This is a genomic window from Candidatus Beckwithbacteria bacterium (assembly GCA_012797845.1).
In the GTDB taxonomy this organism is placed as follows: domain Bacteria; phylum Patescibacteriota; class Microgenomatia; order UBA1400; family UBA1449; genus JAAZOH01.
The window spans coordinates 17,134-33,441 of the sequence record JAAZOH010000005.1 but is presented as its reverse complement, the minus strand read 5'-3'; the positions used below and the strand labels follow the sequence as shown (position 1 = coordinate 33,441).

Here is a 16,308-nt window from a genome sequence, read left to right as displayed (position 1 = left end):
CTGTTACTACTAGTCTCATAAAATATTGATTCAGGTTTATCCTACCTGAATTTTTTATTTTTAAAACTATGAAACCAGCAACTCACATTGATAATCGTTTGTATTTAGGAAAAACCGATTTACCCCTTCCCAAGATAGATTTAGTTGAGTTGCAGACCAAGTCCTACGAAGATTTTTTGAACCAAGGCATTTCCGAACGTCTTAAAGAAATTTCTCCTATTGATGATTTTACCGGTAAAAACTGGTCCTTATCATTTGGTAACCATACTATTGGCCAACCAAAACTGACTCCTCAACAGGCCAGAGATAAAGGTTTGACTTATGATGCGCCTTTGCGAGTTATGGCTACTCTAGTTAATAAAAAGACTGGCGAAGCCATGGACCAAGAAGTCTTTTTGGGCGATATTCCAGTTATGACTCCAGTTGGTACTTTTGTTATCAACGGTATTGATCGGGCAGTTGTGAGCCAATTGGTTCGAAGCCCTGGTGTTTTCTTTTCTGGCGCTATTGAACCTGTTTCAGGAAAAATGCTGTATCAGGCTGAATTGCGACCACTACGAGGTTCCTGGCTCGAATTTGCGGTTTCCCGTCACAATGTTATTTCTGTCAAAATTGACCGACACCGCAAAATCCCAGCTACCACCTTATTACGTGCTTTGGGACTGGCTACTGATGAATTACTTACTGAAACCTTTTCTGAAGTTGATACTGACAAAGAACATAAATTTATTGAAGCAACACTAGAAAAAGATCCCAGTAAAACTCAAGAAGAAGCCTTGATTGAAATTCATGACAAACTGCGACCTGGTGAACCAGCTGTATTAGACAACGCTAAAGCCTTGGTCCAAAGTATGTTTTTTGATCCTCGCCGTTATGATTTGGGTAAAGTTGGCCGGTATAAACTCAATCGCCGCTTAAGTTTAGAAGTTGAAAATATTCCTGAAAATCACGTACTAACTGTCCAAGATATTATTGCAACTGTAGCCTACTTAATTAAATTACAAAATGGTGATGGTCGAGTTGATGATATTGATCACTTATCTAACCGCCGGATTCGCCGAGTGGGAGAGCTAGTTTCTTCTGTAGCCTTCCGAGTTGGTTTACTGAGACTGGAACGTTCTATTCGCGAGAAAATGAGTTTAGCCAAAGCTGACATGTTAATTACCCCAAGTAGTTTGGTTAACCCCAGACCTATGGTGGCAGCTATTTCAGAATTTTTCCGAAGAAACCGCTTATCAACTATTTTAGATCAAGCTAATCCTTTGGCTGAAATTGACAACCTAAGGCGTTTATCCGTTATGGGTAGTGGTGGAGTAACTAGAGAACGGGCTTCATTTTCCATGCGGGACATTAATCAATCCCAATATAGCCGAATTTGTCCGGTCCGATCTCCAGAAGGTCCCAATATTGGTTTGGTCACTTATCTTTCTTTATACACCAAAGTTAATGACTACGGCTTTTTAGAAGCTCCTTATCGTAAAGTTGTCCCTGAAAAAAATGGTCGCAAAACTAAAATGAAAGTCACTGATGAGGTAGTATATCTTTCACCTGATGAGGAAGAGGAATACTACATTACGCATGCTGAAGTTACTATTGATGATCAGGGTTATTTGGCTGAAGATTGGGTAGGAGCCAGACATCAGGGAGAATTTATCGAAGTTGATGCTGAAACTATCCAATACATGGATGTAGCTTCCCGCCAAGTGGTTGGGACTTCAGCCTCCTTGATTCCTTTCTTGGCTCATGATGAAGCTATCCGGGCTTTGATGGGAACCCATATGCAATGTCAGGCAGTTCCTCTTGTTAGTCCCAGTGCTCCTATTATTGGTACAGGCATGGAAAAAACAGTAGCTACCGCTATGAAACACGTGATTACCAGTGATTTTGATGGCGAAGTTAGTTTTGTTGATGGTGATAGAGTTGATATAGTTTTGAAAAAAGCTGATGCCGAAACCGTAAAAGCTAACCGTTTGGCTTATCCTTTTATCACTAAAATTAAAGATACTACCGTAACCTACGAAGTTTCTAAATTTAAACGTTCTCCTCAAAGTACCTGCTATAGCCAAAGTCCGGCAGTTTTTGCTAATCAAAAAATTACAACTGGTGACGTCATTATTGATGGTCCAGCAGCTGATGGTGGCGAACTGGCTTTAGGTAAGAACTTACTGATTGCTTATGGAGCTTTTGATGGTCTTGGATACGAAGACGCTATCGTCATCTCTGATCGATTAGTTAAAGACGATACACTAAGCTCAATTCACATCAATGAATATACGATTCAAGTTATGGATACCAAACTTGGACCTGAGGAAATTACAGCTGATATTCCCAATGTAGGTGAAGATGATCTGGCCAATCTTGGCGAAGATGGGATTGTAGTAGTTGGTTCCAATGTTGGTTCCAACGATATTTTAGTTGGCAAAATTGCTCCTAAAGGTGAGACTGAATTAACAGCTGAAGAGCGGCTACTGCGAGCTATTTTTGGAGAAAAAGCCCGTGAAGTTCGAGATACTTCTCTGCGCATGCCTCATGGCGAACACGGAACCGTAATTGACGTGCATATTTTAGATCGTGATGAAGGTGATGAGCTAGACCCAGGCGTGATCAAAGAAGTGCGAGTTTTTGTAGCTCAAATGCGTAAGGTGGTAATTGGAGATAAACTGGCTGGTCGACACGGTAATAAAGGGGTTATTTCCAAAATTGTGCCTGAAGCTGATATGCCTCATTTGGAAGATGGGACTCCAGTTGACATCATTATTTCACCGTTGTCAGTGTTGGCTCGTATGAATTTGGGCCAACTCTTAGAAGCTCAGCTAGGTTGGGCAGCTTCTCGCTTAGGTCAAAAATTAGCTTTGCCAGTTTTTGAAAAAATTGACGAGAACTTTATTGAAGAACAAATGACTAAAGCTGGTTTACCTGTTAATGGTAAAGTTCAGCTCTATGATGGTCGCAGTGGTGAGCCATACACTAATAAAACCTCAGTCGGAATTGGATATATCATGAAATTGGTCCACATGGTTGAAGATAAGATGCATGCCCGTTCAACCGGTCCATACTCATTGGTAACCCAACAACCTCTCGGCGGTAAAGCCCAAATGGGAGGTCAGAGATTGGGAGAAATGGAAGTTTGGGCTCTGGAAGCGCATCGAGCTGCTTATGGCTTACAAGAAATGTTGACCATCAAATCTGATGATGTAGTTGGTCGGGCTAAAGCCTTTGAAGCCATTGTTAAGGGTACCGACATGCCGCAATCAACCGTTCCTGAAGCCTTTAAAGTTTTGGTCAAAGAACTAAACAGTTTAAGCTTTAATGTCATTCCTGAAGGAGTTAAAGAAGAGGAAGAGCAAATTGATGATCCAGAACTCGAAGCTACTAAAACCGAAGAGACTTTGCCAGTAGCAGAAAGTGAAAGTAGTGACGATTCCACCGATGACACCAACAATGACAGTTTTGAGGAACAAAGCAGTGAAAATATTGACGATCTAGAACCAAGTGATGAAGAACTTTTAGAGGAGGGAAGTGAGGATTAATAACCTACTTTAAATAAAGCATATGAAAAACATTGTTGATTTCGAAACTTTAACTGTCAAAATTGCTTCCCCGGACGACATTAAGTCATGGTCATATGGCGAAGTAACCAAACCAGAAACTATCAATTACCGGACTTTGAAACCAGAAAAAGATGGCCTTTTTTGTGAACGAATTTTTGGACCCACTAAAGATTGGGAATGTTACTGCGGCAAGTACAAGAGGATCCGCTATCGAGGTATTATCTGTGATAAATGCGGTGTGGAAGTAACTCAATCCCGAGTTCGCCGCGAACGTATGGGTCATATCAAACTGGCTTGTCCAGTGGCTCATATCTGGTTTTTCAAAGGTGTGCCTTCCAAAATTTCCCTACTTTTAGATATTTCTCCTCGAGCTTTAGCTGGAGTAATTTACTTTGCCCGTTATGTAGTTTTAGGGATTGATGAAGAAAAACGTAAACAGGTTTTAACCAATTTAGATACCCAGCTGGAAGAAGTTAAAAAAGAACTGGACGACAAAGCTTCTGAAGAAATCAAAAAAACTGAAACAGAAGGTGATAAACAAATAGAAGACATTAAGAAAAAAGTTAAAACTAAAGATCAACAAAAAATTGCTGTTGAAGAAGCCAAGATTAAGATCAAACGTGATATTGCCCGAATCAAAGAAAATACGGTTAATGAGCAGGAAACTGCTGATGAAGTCTATAAAGCAGTAGCTAATTTGGTCAAACGCATGGAAGTCAAAACTGTTCTGACCGAAGATGAATACCTGAAATTAGTTGATTACCAAGCCGATGGTTTCTTAGAAGTTGGTATGGGAGCTGAAAGCATTTTAGAACTTTTGTCTCGTTTGGATTTGGATAAAGAAGCTGAAAAACTACGTCAAACTACCAGAGAAGCTAAAGGCCAGAAAAAAATTAAAGCTATCAAACACCTTCGGGTAGTTGAAGGTTTACGTAAGGCTGGTATTGATTCCACTTGGATGATCATGCGTAATTTGCCCGTGATTCCACCCGACTTGCGGCCGATGGTACAACTTTCTGGTGGCCGTTTTGCTACTTCTGATTTAAATGATTTATACCGAAGAGTCATTAACCGGAATAACCGACTCAAACACCTAATTAATTTAGGTGCTCCCGAGATCATTTTACGCAATGAAAAACGGATGTTGCAGGAAGCAGTCGACACTTTAATTGATGCCACTCAATCTCGTCAATCAGCTAGACGCCGTGGGACTAAAGAGCTGAAATCACTATCTGAAATGCTAAAAGGTAAACAAGGTCGGTTCCGTCAGAACTTACTAGGGAAACGGGTTGATTACTCAGGTCGAAGTGTTATCGTAGTTGGTCCAGAACTGGCTTTAAACCAGTGTGGCTTACCAAAAGATATGGCTTTGGAAATGTTTAAACCTTATGTCCTACGAGAACTGATTATGCGAGGATTGGCACCAAACGTAAAGAGTGCCAAGCACGTTTTGGAACGCCGCCCACCCGAAGTTTATGATATTTTGGAAGAAATTACTCATAAACATCCTGTTTTACTGAACCGGGCTCCAACGCTACACAAATTGGGTATTCAGGCTTTCTTCCCGGTTTTGATCGAAGGAAATGCTATCAGATTACATCCTTGTGTCTGTTCTGGTTACAATGCTGACTTTGACGGTGACCAAATGGCTGTCCATGTGCCGCTTTCCAAAGATGCACAAAAAGAAGCCAGGAGACAAATGATGCCTCAAAAGAACTTATTAAAACCAGCTGATGGTTCACCTATTACTATTCCTAACAAAAACATGGTTTTAGGTATTTACCTGATTACGGTTTTGGATGAGAGCATTAAGCCTGAAGAAACTATTTACAGTGATAGCCTAGAAGCCAACACTGCTTATCAATTTGGCAGAATTGCTTTGCGTCAAGCTATTAAAGTTCGGGTCGATGGTAAAGTCATAGAAACCACCCTAGGTCGTTTGTGGTTTAATGAAATCTTGCCTGATGACATGGACTTTATCAATGAGACTGTTAATGCTGGTAGACTGAAAACTTTAATCAAAGAAGCCATGCCAGTTTATAAGACTAAAGAAATCATGCATTTGATTGACAGTATTAAAGAATTAGGCTTTAAAGGCGAAACAATGTCAGGAATGTCAGTTGCAGTCAATGACTGTAAGATTATTCCAAACAAAGCTGAAGTCATTGCTGAGGCTAATAAAAAAGCTGAAGAAATTGAAGAAAACTACAAATTAGGTTTGATTACCAAAGAAGAACGCAAACGCTTATCGATTGATCTTTGGCTAAAAACCACTGATGATGTAGCTGAACAAACCTGGAATGCCTTTTCTATTGACAACCCAGTTCGCCAAATGATTGAGTCCGGAGGTACTCGGGCTTCTAAAGATCAGGTTAAACAGTTGGCAGCTATGAGAGGTTTATCAGTTGATCCACTAGGTAAAATCGTGGAACTACCAACCAAATCTAACTTCAGAGAAGGTCTGACTGTGTTTGAATACGTCACCGCAGCTCGGGGTTCCCGAAAAGGCTTAACTGACTCAGCGGTCAAAACTGCTAACGCTGGTTATTTGACCCGTCGTTTAGTTGATGTTTCCCATGACCTTATTGTCCGAATGGAAGATTGCGGGACTTCAGAAAGTTTTGAAATCCGCAATGAAAAAGGTCGGGAAAAATCTTTTGTAGCTCGAATTACTGGTCGGGTAGCCGCTAAAGCTATCAAAAAACCAAATAGCGATACTGTTTTAGTCAAAAAAGATGAAGTTATTACTGATGTTTTGGCTGAAGAAATTGACAAAGCCGGGGTGACTAAAGTTAATGTCTTTTCACCAATTACCTGCCAGGCTCCATTTGGTATTTGCCAAAAATGTTATGGTTGGGATTTTTCAACCAAAAAACTAGTTAATATTGGAGTACCGGTAGGAGTTTTGGCTGCTCAATCAATTGGTGAGCCAGGGACACAGCTAACCATGCGGGTGAAGCATACCGGAGGTGTGGTGATGCAAGATGTGACTCAAGGTTTACCAAGAGTTGAAGAGATTTTTGAGCTAAGAACTCCAAAAGCTTTATCAGCTATTTCTGAAGTAGCTGGTAAGGTTACTGTTGATGAAACTGATCAAGGTTATGAAATTACTGTGACCAATAATAAAGTCAAACCAGTTGAAGAAGCTAAATACACTATTCCTTTAACTAGTACCCTAAAAGTTAAAACCGGCGATTTGATCCCCGTTGGTCAACAACTAGCTTCAGGCTCTTTAGATGTTAAGGAATTGCTACGGATTAAAGGCATGCAAGCTGCTCAGGAATACCTTATTTCCGAATTACAGGCTGTGTATGAATCTCAAGGTATTGCGATCAACGACAAACACTTTGAAGTAATTGTTCGCGAAATGTCGAGCAAAGTCAAAGTTGACAGTACTGGAGACACAGATTTGCTGCCTGGAGAATTGGTTAATCGCCAGAAATTTGAATCTGAAAATGCAGCGGTAATTGCGGCTGGTGGGGAACCAGCTACTGCTCAAGTTTTACTCTTGGGAGTAACTCGAGCAGCTTTGTACACCGACAGCTGGTTGTCTGCCGCTTCGTTCCAAGAGACCAGTAGTGTTTTAACCGATGCTGGGACACTAGGTAAAAAAGATTACTTGATAGGACTGAAAGAAAATGTTATTATTGGCCGTTTGATCCCCACCTCGGAAGAACGAGCTCGGATCAAAGATGGTATAGTATATTCATAAAAGGAAAGACTGATATGCCAACGATAAATCAACTTATCAAAAAACCCAGAACTCGTCGCCCTAATCGGGTTAAAGCTTCGGCTTTGCGCAAGTCATTTAACTCTGCCAAACGTCGAGTTATAGCTACTACTAATCCTCAAAAACGAGGAGTTTGTACTGTAGTTAAAACCATGACTCCAAAAAAACCAAACTCAGCACTACGAAAAGTAGCCAGAGTAAGACTATCTAATAAAATCGAAGTCACCGCCTATATTCAGGGTGAAGGCCATAATTTGGCTGAACACTCGGTAGTATTGGTTCGCGGCGGTCGGGTCAAAGATTTACCAGGTGTGAAGTATCATATTGTTCGAGGTAAATACGATTGTTTGGGGGTTGATGGCCGGATGCAAAGTAGATCTAAATACGGAACCCGTAAAGGTGGTAAAACCAGTAAATCAGAAAATACTGCCGCTGCCGCTTAATTTATTAATTTATACAAAATAACGTATGTCAAGATCAGGAAGAATCAATAAGCGTTTAGTCGAAGCCGATCCAATTTATGGTAATCGGGTGGTAAGCCGACTCATTAACTACGTCATGAAAGAAGGCAAAAAAACTGTTGCTGCTAAGCAAGTTTATCAAGCTTTAAAACATTTAGGGCAGTCTCAAAAAAGTGATGATCCGGTAGAACTACTACGTCAAGCTTTAGATAATATTAAACCAGTGATGGAAGTCAGATCCCGCCGAGTTGGAGGAGCTGCTTACCAAGTCCCAATGCCTGTTAAGGGTGATCGACGGGAAGCTCTAGCTCTGCGCTGGTTAGTTGATGCAGCTCGAGCAAAGTCAAATAGTGAATACAAAACCTTTGCCCAAAAATTGGCAGCTGAACTAGAGGCAGCGCTTAGAAGCGAAGGTCAGGCAGTGCAGAAGCGAGACAATACTCATAAGGCAGCAGAAGCTAACAAAGCCTTTGCCCACTTCAGGTGGTAAATTGCTCAGACTTTGCGATTATTCACGACTAGTTACTAAATCTGCTACAATTAGCAAGACTGCTGAAGCAGTTTTTCTATTTTAATTATGGCCAATCCAACTACCAAAGACTACAAACGTCACATGCCACTTAATCTCTTGCGAAATATTGGAATTATTGCCCATATTGATGCCGGCAAAACTACCACCACTGAACGAATTCTTTACTACACTGGTAAATCCTACAAGATCGGAGAAGTGCATGAAGGCGAAGCAGTTATGGATTGGATGGAACAAGAGCGGGAGCGAGGTATTACCATTATGTCAGCAGCTACCACCACTTTTTGGACTCCTCAGGTGGTTGAATCATTATTCCCCCAAGAACATCGGATTAATATTATTGACACTCCAGGTCACGTTGACTTTACAGCTGAAGTAGAACGGTCACTACGGGTTTTGGATGGAGGTATTACCGTTTTGGATGCCGAAGAGGGGGTCCAATCCCAGTCTGAAACTGTTTGGCGTCAAGCTGATAAATATAAAGTGCCCCGAATTTGTTTTATCAATAAGATGGATAAATTAGGAGCTGACTTTTTTGCCACCATTGATGATATTAAAGAAAAACTAGGTGCTAAACCAGCTATTTTAGCTATTCCTATTGGCAAAGAAAATACCTTTAAAGGCATTGTGCTTTTACTTGAGAAAAAAACTATTTTTTATGATGAAGAAAGTTTAGGAGCTAAATATACGATTTCTGACGAAATTCCAGCTGATCTTAAAGACCAATTTGAAAGTGAACGCAATAAACTCATCGAATCAATTGCTGAAAATGATGAAGCTTTGCTAGAAAAATATTTAAGCGGAGAAGAAATTAGTCTAAAAGAGCTTAAAGAAGGTTTACGAAAAGCAACGATATCTAATGATTTAGTACCAGTTTTGTGTGGTTCTTCACTACGCAACAAAGGCGTTCAAGTCCTACTTGATGCAGTGATTGATTACCTTCCTAGCCCACTTGATGAACCACCAGTTGAAGGAACTGATCCTAAAGATGAAGCTATTACTTTAAGCCGTGAACCAAAGACTGATGGTCCCTTAACTATTTTAGCGTTTAAAATTCAAACCGATCCTCATGTAGGTAAACTGACTTATGGTCGAGTTTACTCAGGAGTTATCAAATCTGGTAGTTATATTTATAATTCGACTAAAGATAAAAAAGAACGGGTTGGCCGGCTACTTTTAATGCATGCCAATAACCGGGAAGAAATCTCTGAAGCCTATGCTGGAGAGATTGTGGCTATAGTTGGCATGAAAGATACGACTACCGGAGATACACTTTGTGATGAAGAGCACCCAATTGCTTTGGAATCTATTTCTTTCCCAGAACCAGTAATTTCTTTAGCTATTGAACCCAAAACCAAAAATGATCAGGAAAAAATGGGTCTGGCTCTGAAAAAACTGTCTGAAGAAGATCCAACCTTTAAAATTTCCTCCAATGAAGAAACCGGTCAAACCGTGATTGCTGGTATGGGAGAATTACATCTGGAAATTATCGTCGACCGACTAATGAGAGAATTTAATGTCATGGCTAATACCGGCAAACCTCAAGTGGCTTACAAAGAAACTATCAAACAAGAGGCTACGGCTGAAGGAAAATACATCCGTCAATCTGGAGGTCGAGGCCAATATGGTCACTGTTTCCTACGGGTTAGTCCTCGCAAGCGCGGTGAAGGCTATGAATTTAAAGATGAAATTAAAGGTGGAGCTATTCCTAAAGATTTTATTCCAGCTGTGGAAAAAGGAGTCAAAGAAGCTATAGAAAATGGAGTTTTGGCCGGCTATCAACTAGTTGATATAGAAGTAGCAGTGTATGATGGTACCTACCACGAAGTTGACTCATCAGAACTAGCTTTTAAAATTGCTGGTTCTATGGCTTTGCAATCTGCTACCAAAAAAGCTGACCTAGTTTTACTGGAACCAGTCATGAAGTTGGAAGTTTCTACTCCTGAAGAATTTATGGGAGATGTGATTGGTAATTTATCTAGTAAACGGGCTCAGATTTTAGGGACCGCCAACAGAGGTAATGTTCGAATTATTACCGCCCTAGTCCCATTAGCAGAAATGTCTAAGTATGCAACTAACTTGCGATCTATGACTCAGGGTCGGGCTACTTTTGTCTTGTTGCCCAGTCACTATGAAGAAGTACCCAAAAACATTACTGAAGAAATTGTCAGTGCGCGTGGTAAAACTACTAGCAATGAATAGTAGTAGCAACAGATAAATATACTCTTTTAAAAGCGTTTTTATAAGGTATAATAACACTGTCTAAAATTTAGATATTATAAAAATAATTATTTATATTGAAAGGAGCTAGCTATGGCTACATTCACACGAGATAAACCTCACATGAACATTGGGACTATTGGTCACGTGGATCATGGTAAAACTACCTTAACAGCCGCTATTACTACCACTTTGGCTGCCAAAGGGTTAGCAGAGGCAGTGGCTTTTGATAAAATCGATAAAGCTCCTGAGGAAAAAGAACGTGGTATTACCATCTCTATTACTCACGTTGAGTACAACACTGAAAAACGTCACTATGCTCACATTGACTGTCCAGGACACAAAGATTACATCAAAAACATGATTACTGGGGCAGCCCAGATGGATGGTGCTATTTTAGTAGTTGCTGCTACTGATGGTCCAATGCCTCAGACTAAAGAGCATATTCTTTTGGCTCGTCAGGTTAACGTCCCAGCTATCGTAGTTTTCTTAAACAAATGCGATGCTGTTGATGACCCTGAGCTGATTGATTTGGTTGAAGAAGAAGTCCGCGAATTGCTTAAAAAGTATGAATTTCCTGGAGACGAAATTCCAGTTGTTCGTGGCTCAGCTTTAAAAGCTCTGGAAGGTGATGCTAAAGAACAAGAAAACATCATGAAATTGATGCAAGCTGTTGATGATTATATCCCCACTCCAGAACGACCTTTAGATAAGCCTTTCTTGATGGCTGTTGAAGATGTTTTTTCAATCAAGGGTCGAGGTACCGTGGTTACTGGTAGAATTGACCGTGGTGTTGTCAAGGTTGGTGAAGAAATCGAGATTGTCGGTATTAGAGATGCTCGAAAAAGCACTGTTACCGGAGTTGAGATGTTTCGTAAACAACTGGATCAAGGTCAAGCCGGCGATAATGTCGGAATATTACTTCGAGGTATTGAGAAAGAAGATGTCGAACGAGGACAAGTTTTGGCTAAACCCGGAACTACCACTCCACATACCGAATTCGAAGCTCGGGTTTACATCCTAAGTAAAGAAGAAGGTGGTCGTCATACTCCGTTCTTTAATGGTTATAAACCTCAATTCTATATCCGAACTACTGATGTAACAGGTGAAGTCACCTTACAAAAGGGTGTAGAAATGGTTATGCCAGGTGATAATGCTGATATGACTGTTAAATTGATTGTTCCCGTAGCTATGGAAGAAGGACTTAGATTTGCTATTCGTGAAGGTGGTAAGACTGTGGGCGCTGGAGCAATTACTAAAATTATTAAATAAATTTGAAAAACATAAAGAGCCTCTGAGCTTATGTTTCAGAGGCTCTTTTTACTAAAAAATGGCAGCTGCACAGAGAATTAGAGTTAAACTCAAAGCTTTTGATCATCGAGTGATTGATGAATGTGGAGCCAAAATTTTGCAAACTGCTCTGTCTACTGGCGCCAAAGTGGTTGGACCAGTCCCTCTGCCGACAAAACGCAAAAAATTTCCGGTGACTATTAGTCCGCACACTGACAAAGATGCTCGGGAACATTTTCAAGTTTTGACTCATAAACGTCTAATTGACATTATGGAGCCGACTGATAAGACGATTGATTCACTTATGCACTTGGAATTACCCGCCGGAGTAGGAATTGAGATTAAAATGTAGTTTTTGGTTTAAAAACCAAATACTTTTGAAATTTTTGTCAAAAAAAGCTATAATAGCTGACGTTTATGCGGCTAATACACAAACAAAACATGTGTTGCCAAAGAAAGTACGTAAAATGAGTTTATAGTGACGTTTGGTTTTAGAAAAACCCGACAGTCGGGTTTTTTTATTTTACAAGCATAGCTAAAAACTCAAATAATATGGATATCTTTTACGCTATTAAGAAAAACCAAATACATGCCTATAATACCGAAGGAAAACGGTTATTTGTAAGCAAGCTTTTAGTGAAACCAGTGACTGTAACTCAAGTCAAACATGGTGATAAAGATGGCTATGAGGCTATCCAGGTAGGTGTTTTAAATCGAAAAAGAATTAACAAACCGTTAGCTGGTCATACTAAAACTAGTCAAATTACGCCTCGCTATGTTCGTGAGATTAGACTAAGTGAAGCAAGTGATAAAAAAGTAGGAGACCAAATTACCGTATCACAAATTTTTGAACTTGGTGATACCGTAACTGTTTCGGCTGTTAGCAAAGGTAAGGGTTTTGCCGGTGGCATGAAACGATGGGGATTTAGTGGTGGTCCTAAGACTCATGGTCAGTCAGATCGGCAACGATCTCCAGGCTCTATTGGGCAAGGAACTACTCCGGGTCGAGTCTATAAAGGTAAACGAATGGCAGGTCAAATGGGTAATCAGACTATTACCATTAGCGGTAGTCAGATTGTCCATATCGATGAAGCTGCTAATGAACTTTGGTTGACCGGAGCTATTCCCGGACCAAAAGATGGTTTAGTTTTGCTGTGCAAGAAAGGTAAGAAAAAATTTGTTGCCCTACAAAACCAAAACACAGAAGCAACTACAGTAGAAGAGGTGCAAGAATCAAATCAAGAACCCAAAGCTCAGGAATCAGAAGCCAAGCCAGCTGAAGAAACAGTAGTAGAAGAAAAAACCCAAGATGGAGAAGTAGAAAAGAAAGAAGAAACTAAATAACTATGAAAATACCAGTTTTTGATCTTACCGGTAAACAAATTGAAGAATTAACGCTTAATAAAGCCATATTCGAAGCTAAAGCTAATCCGGAACTGCTGGCCCAAGCTATCCGAATTCATCAGTCGAATCAACGAGCTGCCTCAGCTTCCACTAAAACCAGATCTGACATTGCTCGAACCGGTAAAAAACTCTATAGACAAAAAGGTACGGGTGGAGCTAGACATGGTGATAAAAAAGCCCCAATTTTTGTAGGAGGATCCAAAGCTCACGGACCAAAGCCAACCCAACATTTCCGTCTTAAATTCCCTAAGAAAATGCGACGTGAAGCTTTAAAAAGTGCTCTAAGTGTAAAAGCATCAGACAAAGCTATTATTGTGATAGCTGGTTTGGATAAGATCAAACAAGCTAAAACCAAAGATGCTGCTGGTTTTATCCAAGCTGTCTACGAAGGCAAAAAACAACGAGGTATTGGCTTAGTACTTACCCAAGACTTGGGTCAAGCCCAAAAAGCTTTCCGTAATTTACCAATTGTTACTTGTTTAGCAAGCGATAAACTAACCAGCTATGAAGTCTTAAAAGCTCATCAGCTGGTTTTTGCAAAAGAAGCTTTAGAACAAATTACCAAGAGATTAAGTTAAAAGTTATGAGACAAGATTTAGTTTTGAAACGACCAATTATTACTGAACGATCCATGACTCTTGCTGGTCAGGGGCGATTTACTTTTGAAGTTCATCCCAAAGCTAGCAAGACTATGATTGCTCAAGCAATTGAAGCAGCTTTTAAAGTTAGCGTAGTTGATGTGGCTACCAGCAGTATTAGAGGCAAAATCCGTCGTTTTGGGAGCAGACGCAAAGAAGCCCATGTTGGAGCTGGTAAAAAAGCCATGGTAACTTTAAAAAAGGGTCAAAAAATTGATTTATTTGAAATAAGAGAAGAAAAATAATATGGCAATTAGAAAAGTTAAACCGATCACCAATGCTCAACGACACAAAAGCTTTTTAGATACTAAAAAGTTATCTAAAAAACGGCCAGAAAAAGGTTTAGTTACCATTTTGAAAAAACATTCAGGTCGAAATAATATGGGTCGGGTCACGGTTAGACATCAAGGCGGACGCCAAAAACGGTACTATCGAATGATTGACTTTAAGAGAAATAAACTTAATATCGAAGCCAAAGTAGTAGCCATTGAATATGATCCAAACCGAACTGCTAATATTGCTTTGCTTATTTATAAAGATGGGGAAAAACGGTATATCTTAGCACCTGAACAATTAGAAGTTGGTAAAACGGTCATTGCTGGAGAAACTGCCGAATTTAACCCTGGTAATGCTTTACCACTTAAAAATATTCCAGTGGGGATGCCAATTCATAATATTGAATTGCGACCTGGCAAAGGCGGACAAATTATTCGCAGTGCCGGTTCAGCCGCTACTATCCAAGCTAAAGAAGGTGGCTATGCCAATATCCAATTACCATCAGGTGAAATTCGCAAAATTAGAGAAGAATGTTATGCTACTATTGGCCAACTGAGTAATAGTGATTGGCAAAATATCTCTTTAGGTAAGGCTGGCCGTAAACGCCACATGGGAATTAGGCCTGGCGTGCGAGGAGTAGCTATGGCTCCCAATGCCCATCCTCATGGAGGTGGAGAAGGTCGATCAGGTGTTGGTATGCCTTCACCAAAATCACCTTGGGGTAAGAAAACTTTGGGTAAGAAAACTCGAAAACGTCGTAAGTATTCAGATAAACTTATTATTAAAAGAAGGAAAAAATAGCTGATAGCTGATAGCTTTTAGTTTACAACTATGAGTAGAAGTTCAAAAAAAGGACCATATATTGATGAAAAACTTTTGAAAAAAGTTTTAGCTCAAAAAGAAAACGGTCGTAAAGATGTGATCAAGACTTGGGCTCGAGCTAGCCAAATCCCACCAGAATTTGTTGGTCACACTATGGGAATTCACAACGGCAAAGTCTTTTTGGAAGTGTATATTACCGAAGCTATGGTAGGACACCGGCTAGGTGAATTTTCACCTACCAGAACATTTAGAGGTCATGGCAAGATGGTTAAACGACTTATTACCAAAACTTAGTATTACTTTTTTACTATATGGAAATTGTTGCATATCAAAAATCAATCCGAATGACACCCAGAAAACTACGCTTAGTAGCTGATTCAGTTCGGTCTTTACATCCAAGCGATGCTCTGGTACAGTTGCAGTTTATTCATAAACGGGCTGCTAAAACGCTGTATAAAGTTTTAAAGCAAGCCATTTCTAACGCAGTTAACAACCACAAATTGTCTGAACAGGATTTGGTGATCAAACACATTTTGATTGAAAATGGCCCAACGTACAAACGGTTCCGAGCTGGCGCCAGAGGTCGAGCCCGATCAATTTTGAAACGAACTAGTCATATTAAATTTGTCTTGGAAGCTAAAGAGCTAGTCAAAGTAGAGGAACACAAAGAAACTGTCAAAAAAGAAGAGAAACCTGTTAAAAAAGTAAAAACTGAAGTTAAAAAATAATTATGGGAAAAAAAGTTAATCCATTCGGCTTTCGCTTAGGAGTTTTAAATACCTGGAAATCACGTTGGTTTGCTAACCGACATGATTACCGCAAACTCTTATTGGAAGACATTAAATTACGAGAATATCTGATGGATAAGCTGAAAAATGCTGGAATTGTTAAAGTTGAGATTGAACGATCTATTAACGTTATTAAGATCTTTATTCATGTTAATCGTCCAGGGGTGGTAATTGGTAAAGGTGGTACTGGGATGGAAGATTTGAAAAAGGAAATTAAAAAACGGCTCAATATCAGAGAAAATGACAGCAAAGCTATGAAAGTTGATGTTAAAGTTGAAGAGGTTAAAAACGCTAATATTCAAGCTAGGTTGATAGCTCAACGGATTGCCGATCAGCTGATTGGCCGTTATCCTCATCGCCGAGCTGTTACCCAAGCTATTGAACGGGCTATGGAAAGTGGGGCTAAAGGAATTAAGATTCAACTATCTGGCCGAATTGGTGGAGCTGAAATTGGTAGATCAGAAAAATACAGTGAAGGTACAGTTCCAACTCAAACCTTGCGGGCCGATATTGATTATGCTGAAGTACCATCTTTAACCAGATCAGGATATGTAGGTATTAAAGTTTGGGTGTATAAAGGGGAGCGAAAAATTAATTAA

Annotated in this window: 14 protein-coding genes; all 14 read left to right on the top strand. The window is 39.9% G+C overall.

Annotated features, from left to right (window positions below; all coding sequences use genetic code 11):
- The first annotated feature begins 68 nt into the window (after window positions 1-68).
- The 14 genes from rpoB to rpsC all read left to right on the top strand — a co-directional run bounded on the left by rpoB (window position 69) and on the right by rpsC (window position 16,308).
- Window positions 69-3,530 carry a DNA-directed RNA polymerase subunit beta gene (gene rpoB, locus GYA49_01170; GenBank protein NMC35635.1) on the top strand — a complete coding sequence of 1,154 codons (3,462 nt, stop codon included), beginning with the start codon at window positions 69-71 and terminating at the stop codon, window positions 3,528-3,530.
- A gap of 22 nt (window positions 3,531-3,552) precedes the next feature.
- Window positions 3,553-7,263, top strand: a complete 3,711-nt coding sequence (rpoC, locus tag GYA49_01165; GenBank protein ID NMC35634.1) for a DNA-directed RNA polymerase subunit beta' — start codon at window positions 3,553-3,555, stop codon at window positions 7,261-7,263.
- A 14-nt stretch (window positions 7,264-7,277) separates the two neighbouring features.
- Window positions 7,278-7,724: a 30S ribosomal protein S12 gene (gene rpsL, locus GYA49_01160; protein ID NMC35633.1), complete on the top strand. Its 447-nt coding sequence runs from the start codon at window positions 7,278-7,280 to the stop codon at window positions 7,722-7,724.
- A gap of 25 nt (window positions 7,725-7,749) precedes the next feature.
- Window positions 7,750-8,232 carry a 30S ribosomal protein S7 gene (gene rpsG, locus GYA49_01155; protein ID NMC35632.1) on the top strand — a complete coding sequence of 161 codons (483 nt, stop codon included), beginning with the start codon at window positions 7,750-7,752 and terminating at the stop codon, window positions 8,230-8,232.
- A 123-nt stretch (window positions 8,233-8,355) separates the two neighbouring features.
- Window positions 8,356-10,473 (top strand): elongation factor G, encoded by a 2,118-nt coding sequence (gene fusA / locus GYA49_01150; GenBank protein ID NMC35631.1) that lies wholly within the window; start codon window positions 8,356-8,358, stop codon window positions 10,471-10,473.
- 111 nt (window positions 10,474-10,584) lie between these two features.
- The gene (tuf, locus tag GYA49_01145) at window positions 10,585-11,763 is read left to right on the top strand and encodes an elongation factor Tu (GenBank protein NMC35630.1); all 1,179 of its coding nucleotides are present in this window, start codon (window positions 10,585-10,587) and stop codon (window positions 11,761-11,763) included.
- Window positions 11,764-11,821: 58 nt separating this feature from the next.
- Window positions 11,822-12,133, top strand: coding sequence for a 30S ribosomal protein S10 (rpsJ, locus tag GYA49_01140; GenBank protein NMC35629.1), 312 nt, complete (start codon window positions 11,822-11,824; stop codon window positions 12,131-12,133).
- A 200-nt stretch (window positions 12,134-12,333) separates the two neighbouring features.
- The gene (gene rplC, locus GYA49_01135) at window positions 12,334-13,125 is read left to right on the top strand and encodes a 50S ribosomal protein L3 (protein ID NMC35628.1); all 792 of its coding nucleotides are present in this window, start codon (window positions 12,334-12,336) and stop codon (window positions 13,123-13,125) included.
- Between the two features lie 2 nt (window positions 13,126-13,127).
- The gene (rplD, locus tag GYA49_01130) at window positions 13,128-13,763 is read left to right on the top strand and encodes a 50S ribosomal protein L4 (protein NMC35627.1); all 636 of its coding nucleotides are present in this window, start codon (window positions 13,128-13,130) and stop codon (window positions 13,761-13,763) included.
- A 5-nt stretch (window positions 13,764-13,768) separates the two neighbouring features.
- Window positions 13,769-14,068, top strand: a complete 300-nt coding sequence (gene rplW, locus GYA49_01125) for a 50S ribosomal protein L23 (GenBank protein NMC35626.1) — start codon at window positions 13,769-13,771, stop codon at window positions 14,066-14,068.
- Between the two features lies 1 nt (window position 14,069).
- Window positions 14,070-14,900, top strand: coding sequence for a 50S ribosomal protein L2 (gene rplB, locus GYA49_01120; protein NMC35625.1), 831 nt, complete (start codon window positions 14,070-14,072; stop codon window positions 14,898-14,900).
- A gap of 30 nt (window positions 14,901-14,930) precedes the next feature.
- Entirely contained in the window at window positions 14,931-15,215 is a 285-nt protein-coding gene (gene rpsS / locus GYA49_01115) for a 30S ribosomal protein S19 (protein ID NMC35624.1), read from the top strand.
- A 17-nt stretch (window positions 15,216-15,232) separates the two neighbouring features.
- Window positions 15,233-15,649 (top strand): 50S ribosomal protein L22, encoded by a 417-nt coding sequence (gene rplV / locus GYA49_01110; GenBank protein ID NMC35623.1) that lies wholly within the window; start codon window positions 15,233-15,235, stop codon window positions 15,647-15,649.
- A gap of 2 nt (window positions 15,650-15,651) precedes the next feature.
- Window positions 15,652-16,308: a 30S ribosomal protein S3 gene (gene rpsC / locus GYA49_01105; GenBank protein NMC35622.1), complete on the top strand. Its 657-nt coding sequence runs from the start codon at window positions 15,652-15,654 to the stop codon at window positions 16,306-16,308.

Coding starts and splice junctions, on each gene's coding strand:
- rpoB (NMC35635.1), top strand. CDS start 69: ATGAAACCAGCAACTCACATTGATAATCGTTTGTATTTAGGAAAAACC.
- rpoC (NMC35634.1), top strand. CDS start 3,553: ATGAAAAACATTGTTGATTTCGAAACTTTAACTGTCAAAATTGCTTCC.
- rpsL (NMC35633.1), top strand. CDS start 7,278: ATGCCAACGATAAATCAACTTATCAAAAAACCCAGAACTCGTCGCCCT.
- rpsG (NMC35632.1), top strand. CDS start 7,750: ATGTCAAGATCAGGAAGAATCAATAAGCGTTTAGTCGAAGCCGATCCA.
- fusA (NMC35631.1), top strand. CDS start 8,356: ATGCCACTTAATCTCTTGCGAAATATTGGAATTATTGCCCATATTGAT.
- tuf (NMC35630.1), top strand. CDS start 10,585: ATGGCTACATTCACACGAGATAAACCTCACATGAACATTGGGACTATT.
- rpsJ (NMC35629.1), top strand. CDS start 11,822: ATGGCAGCTGCACAGAGAATTAGAGTTAAACTCAAAGCTTTTGATCAT.
- rplC (NMC35628.1), top strand. CDS start 12,334: ATGGATATCTTTTACGCTATTAAGAAAAACCAAATACATGCCTATAAT.
- rplD (NMC35627.1), top strand. CDS start 13,128: ATGAAAATACCAGTTTTTGATCTTACCGGTAAACAAATTGAAGAATTA.
- rplW (NMC35626.1), top strand. CDS start 13,769: ATGAGACAAGATTTAGTTTTGAAACGACCAATTATTACTGAACGATCC.
- rplB (NMC35625.1), top strand. CDS start 14,070: ATGGCAATTAGAAAAGTTAAACCGATCACCAATGCTCAACGACACAAA.
- rpsS (NMC35624.1), top strand. CDS start 14,931: ATGAGTAGAAGTTCAAAAAAAGGACCATATATTGATGAAAAACTTTTG.
- rplV (NMC35623.1), top strand. CDS start 15,233: ATGGAAATTGTTGCATATCAAAAATCAATCCGAATGACACCCAGAAAA.
- rpsC (NMC35622.1), top strand. CDS start 15,652: ATGGGAAAAAAAGTTAATCCATTCGGCTTTCGCTTAGGAGTTTTAAAT.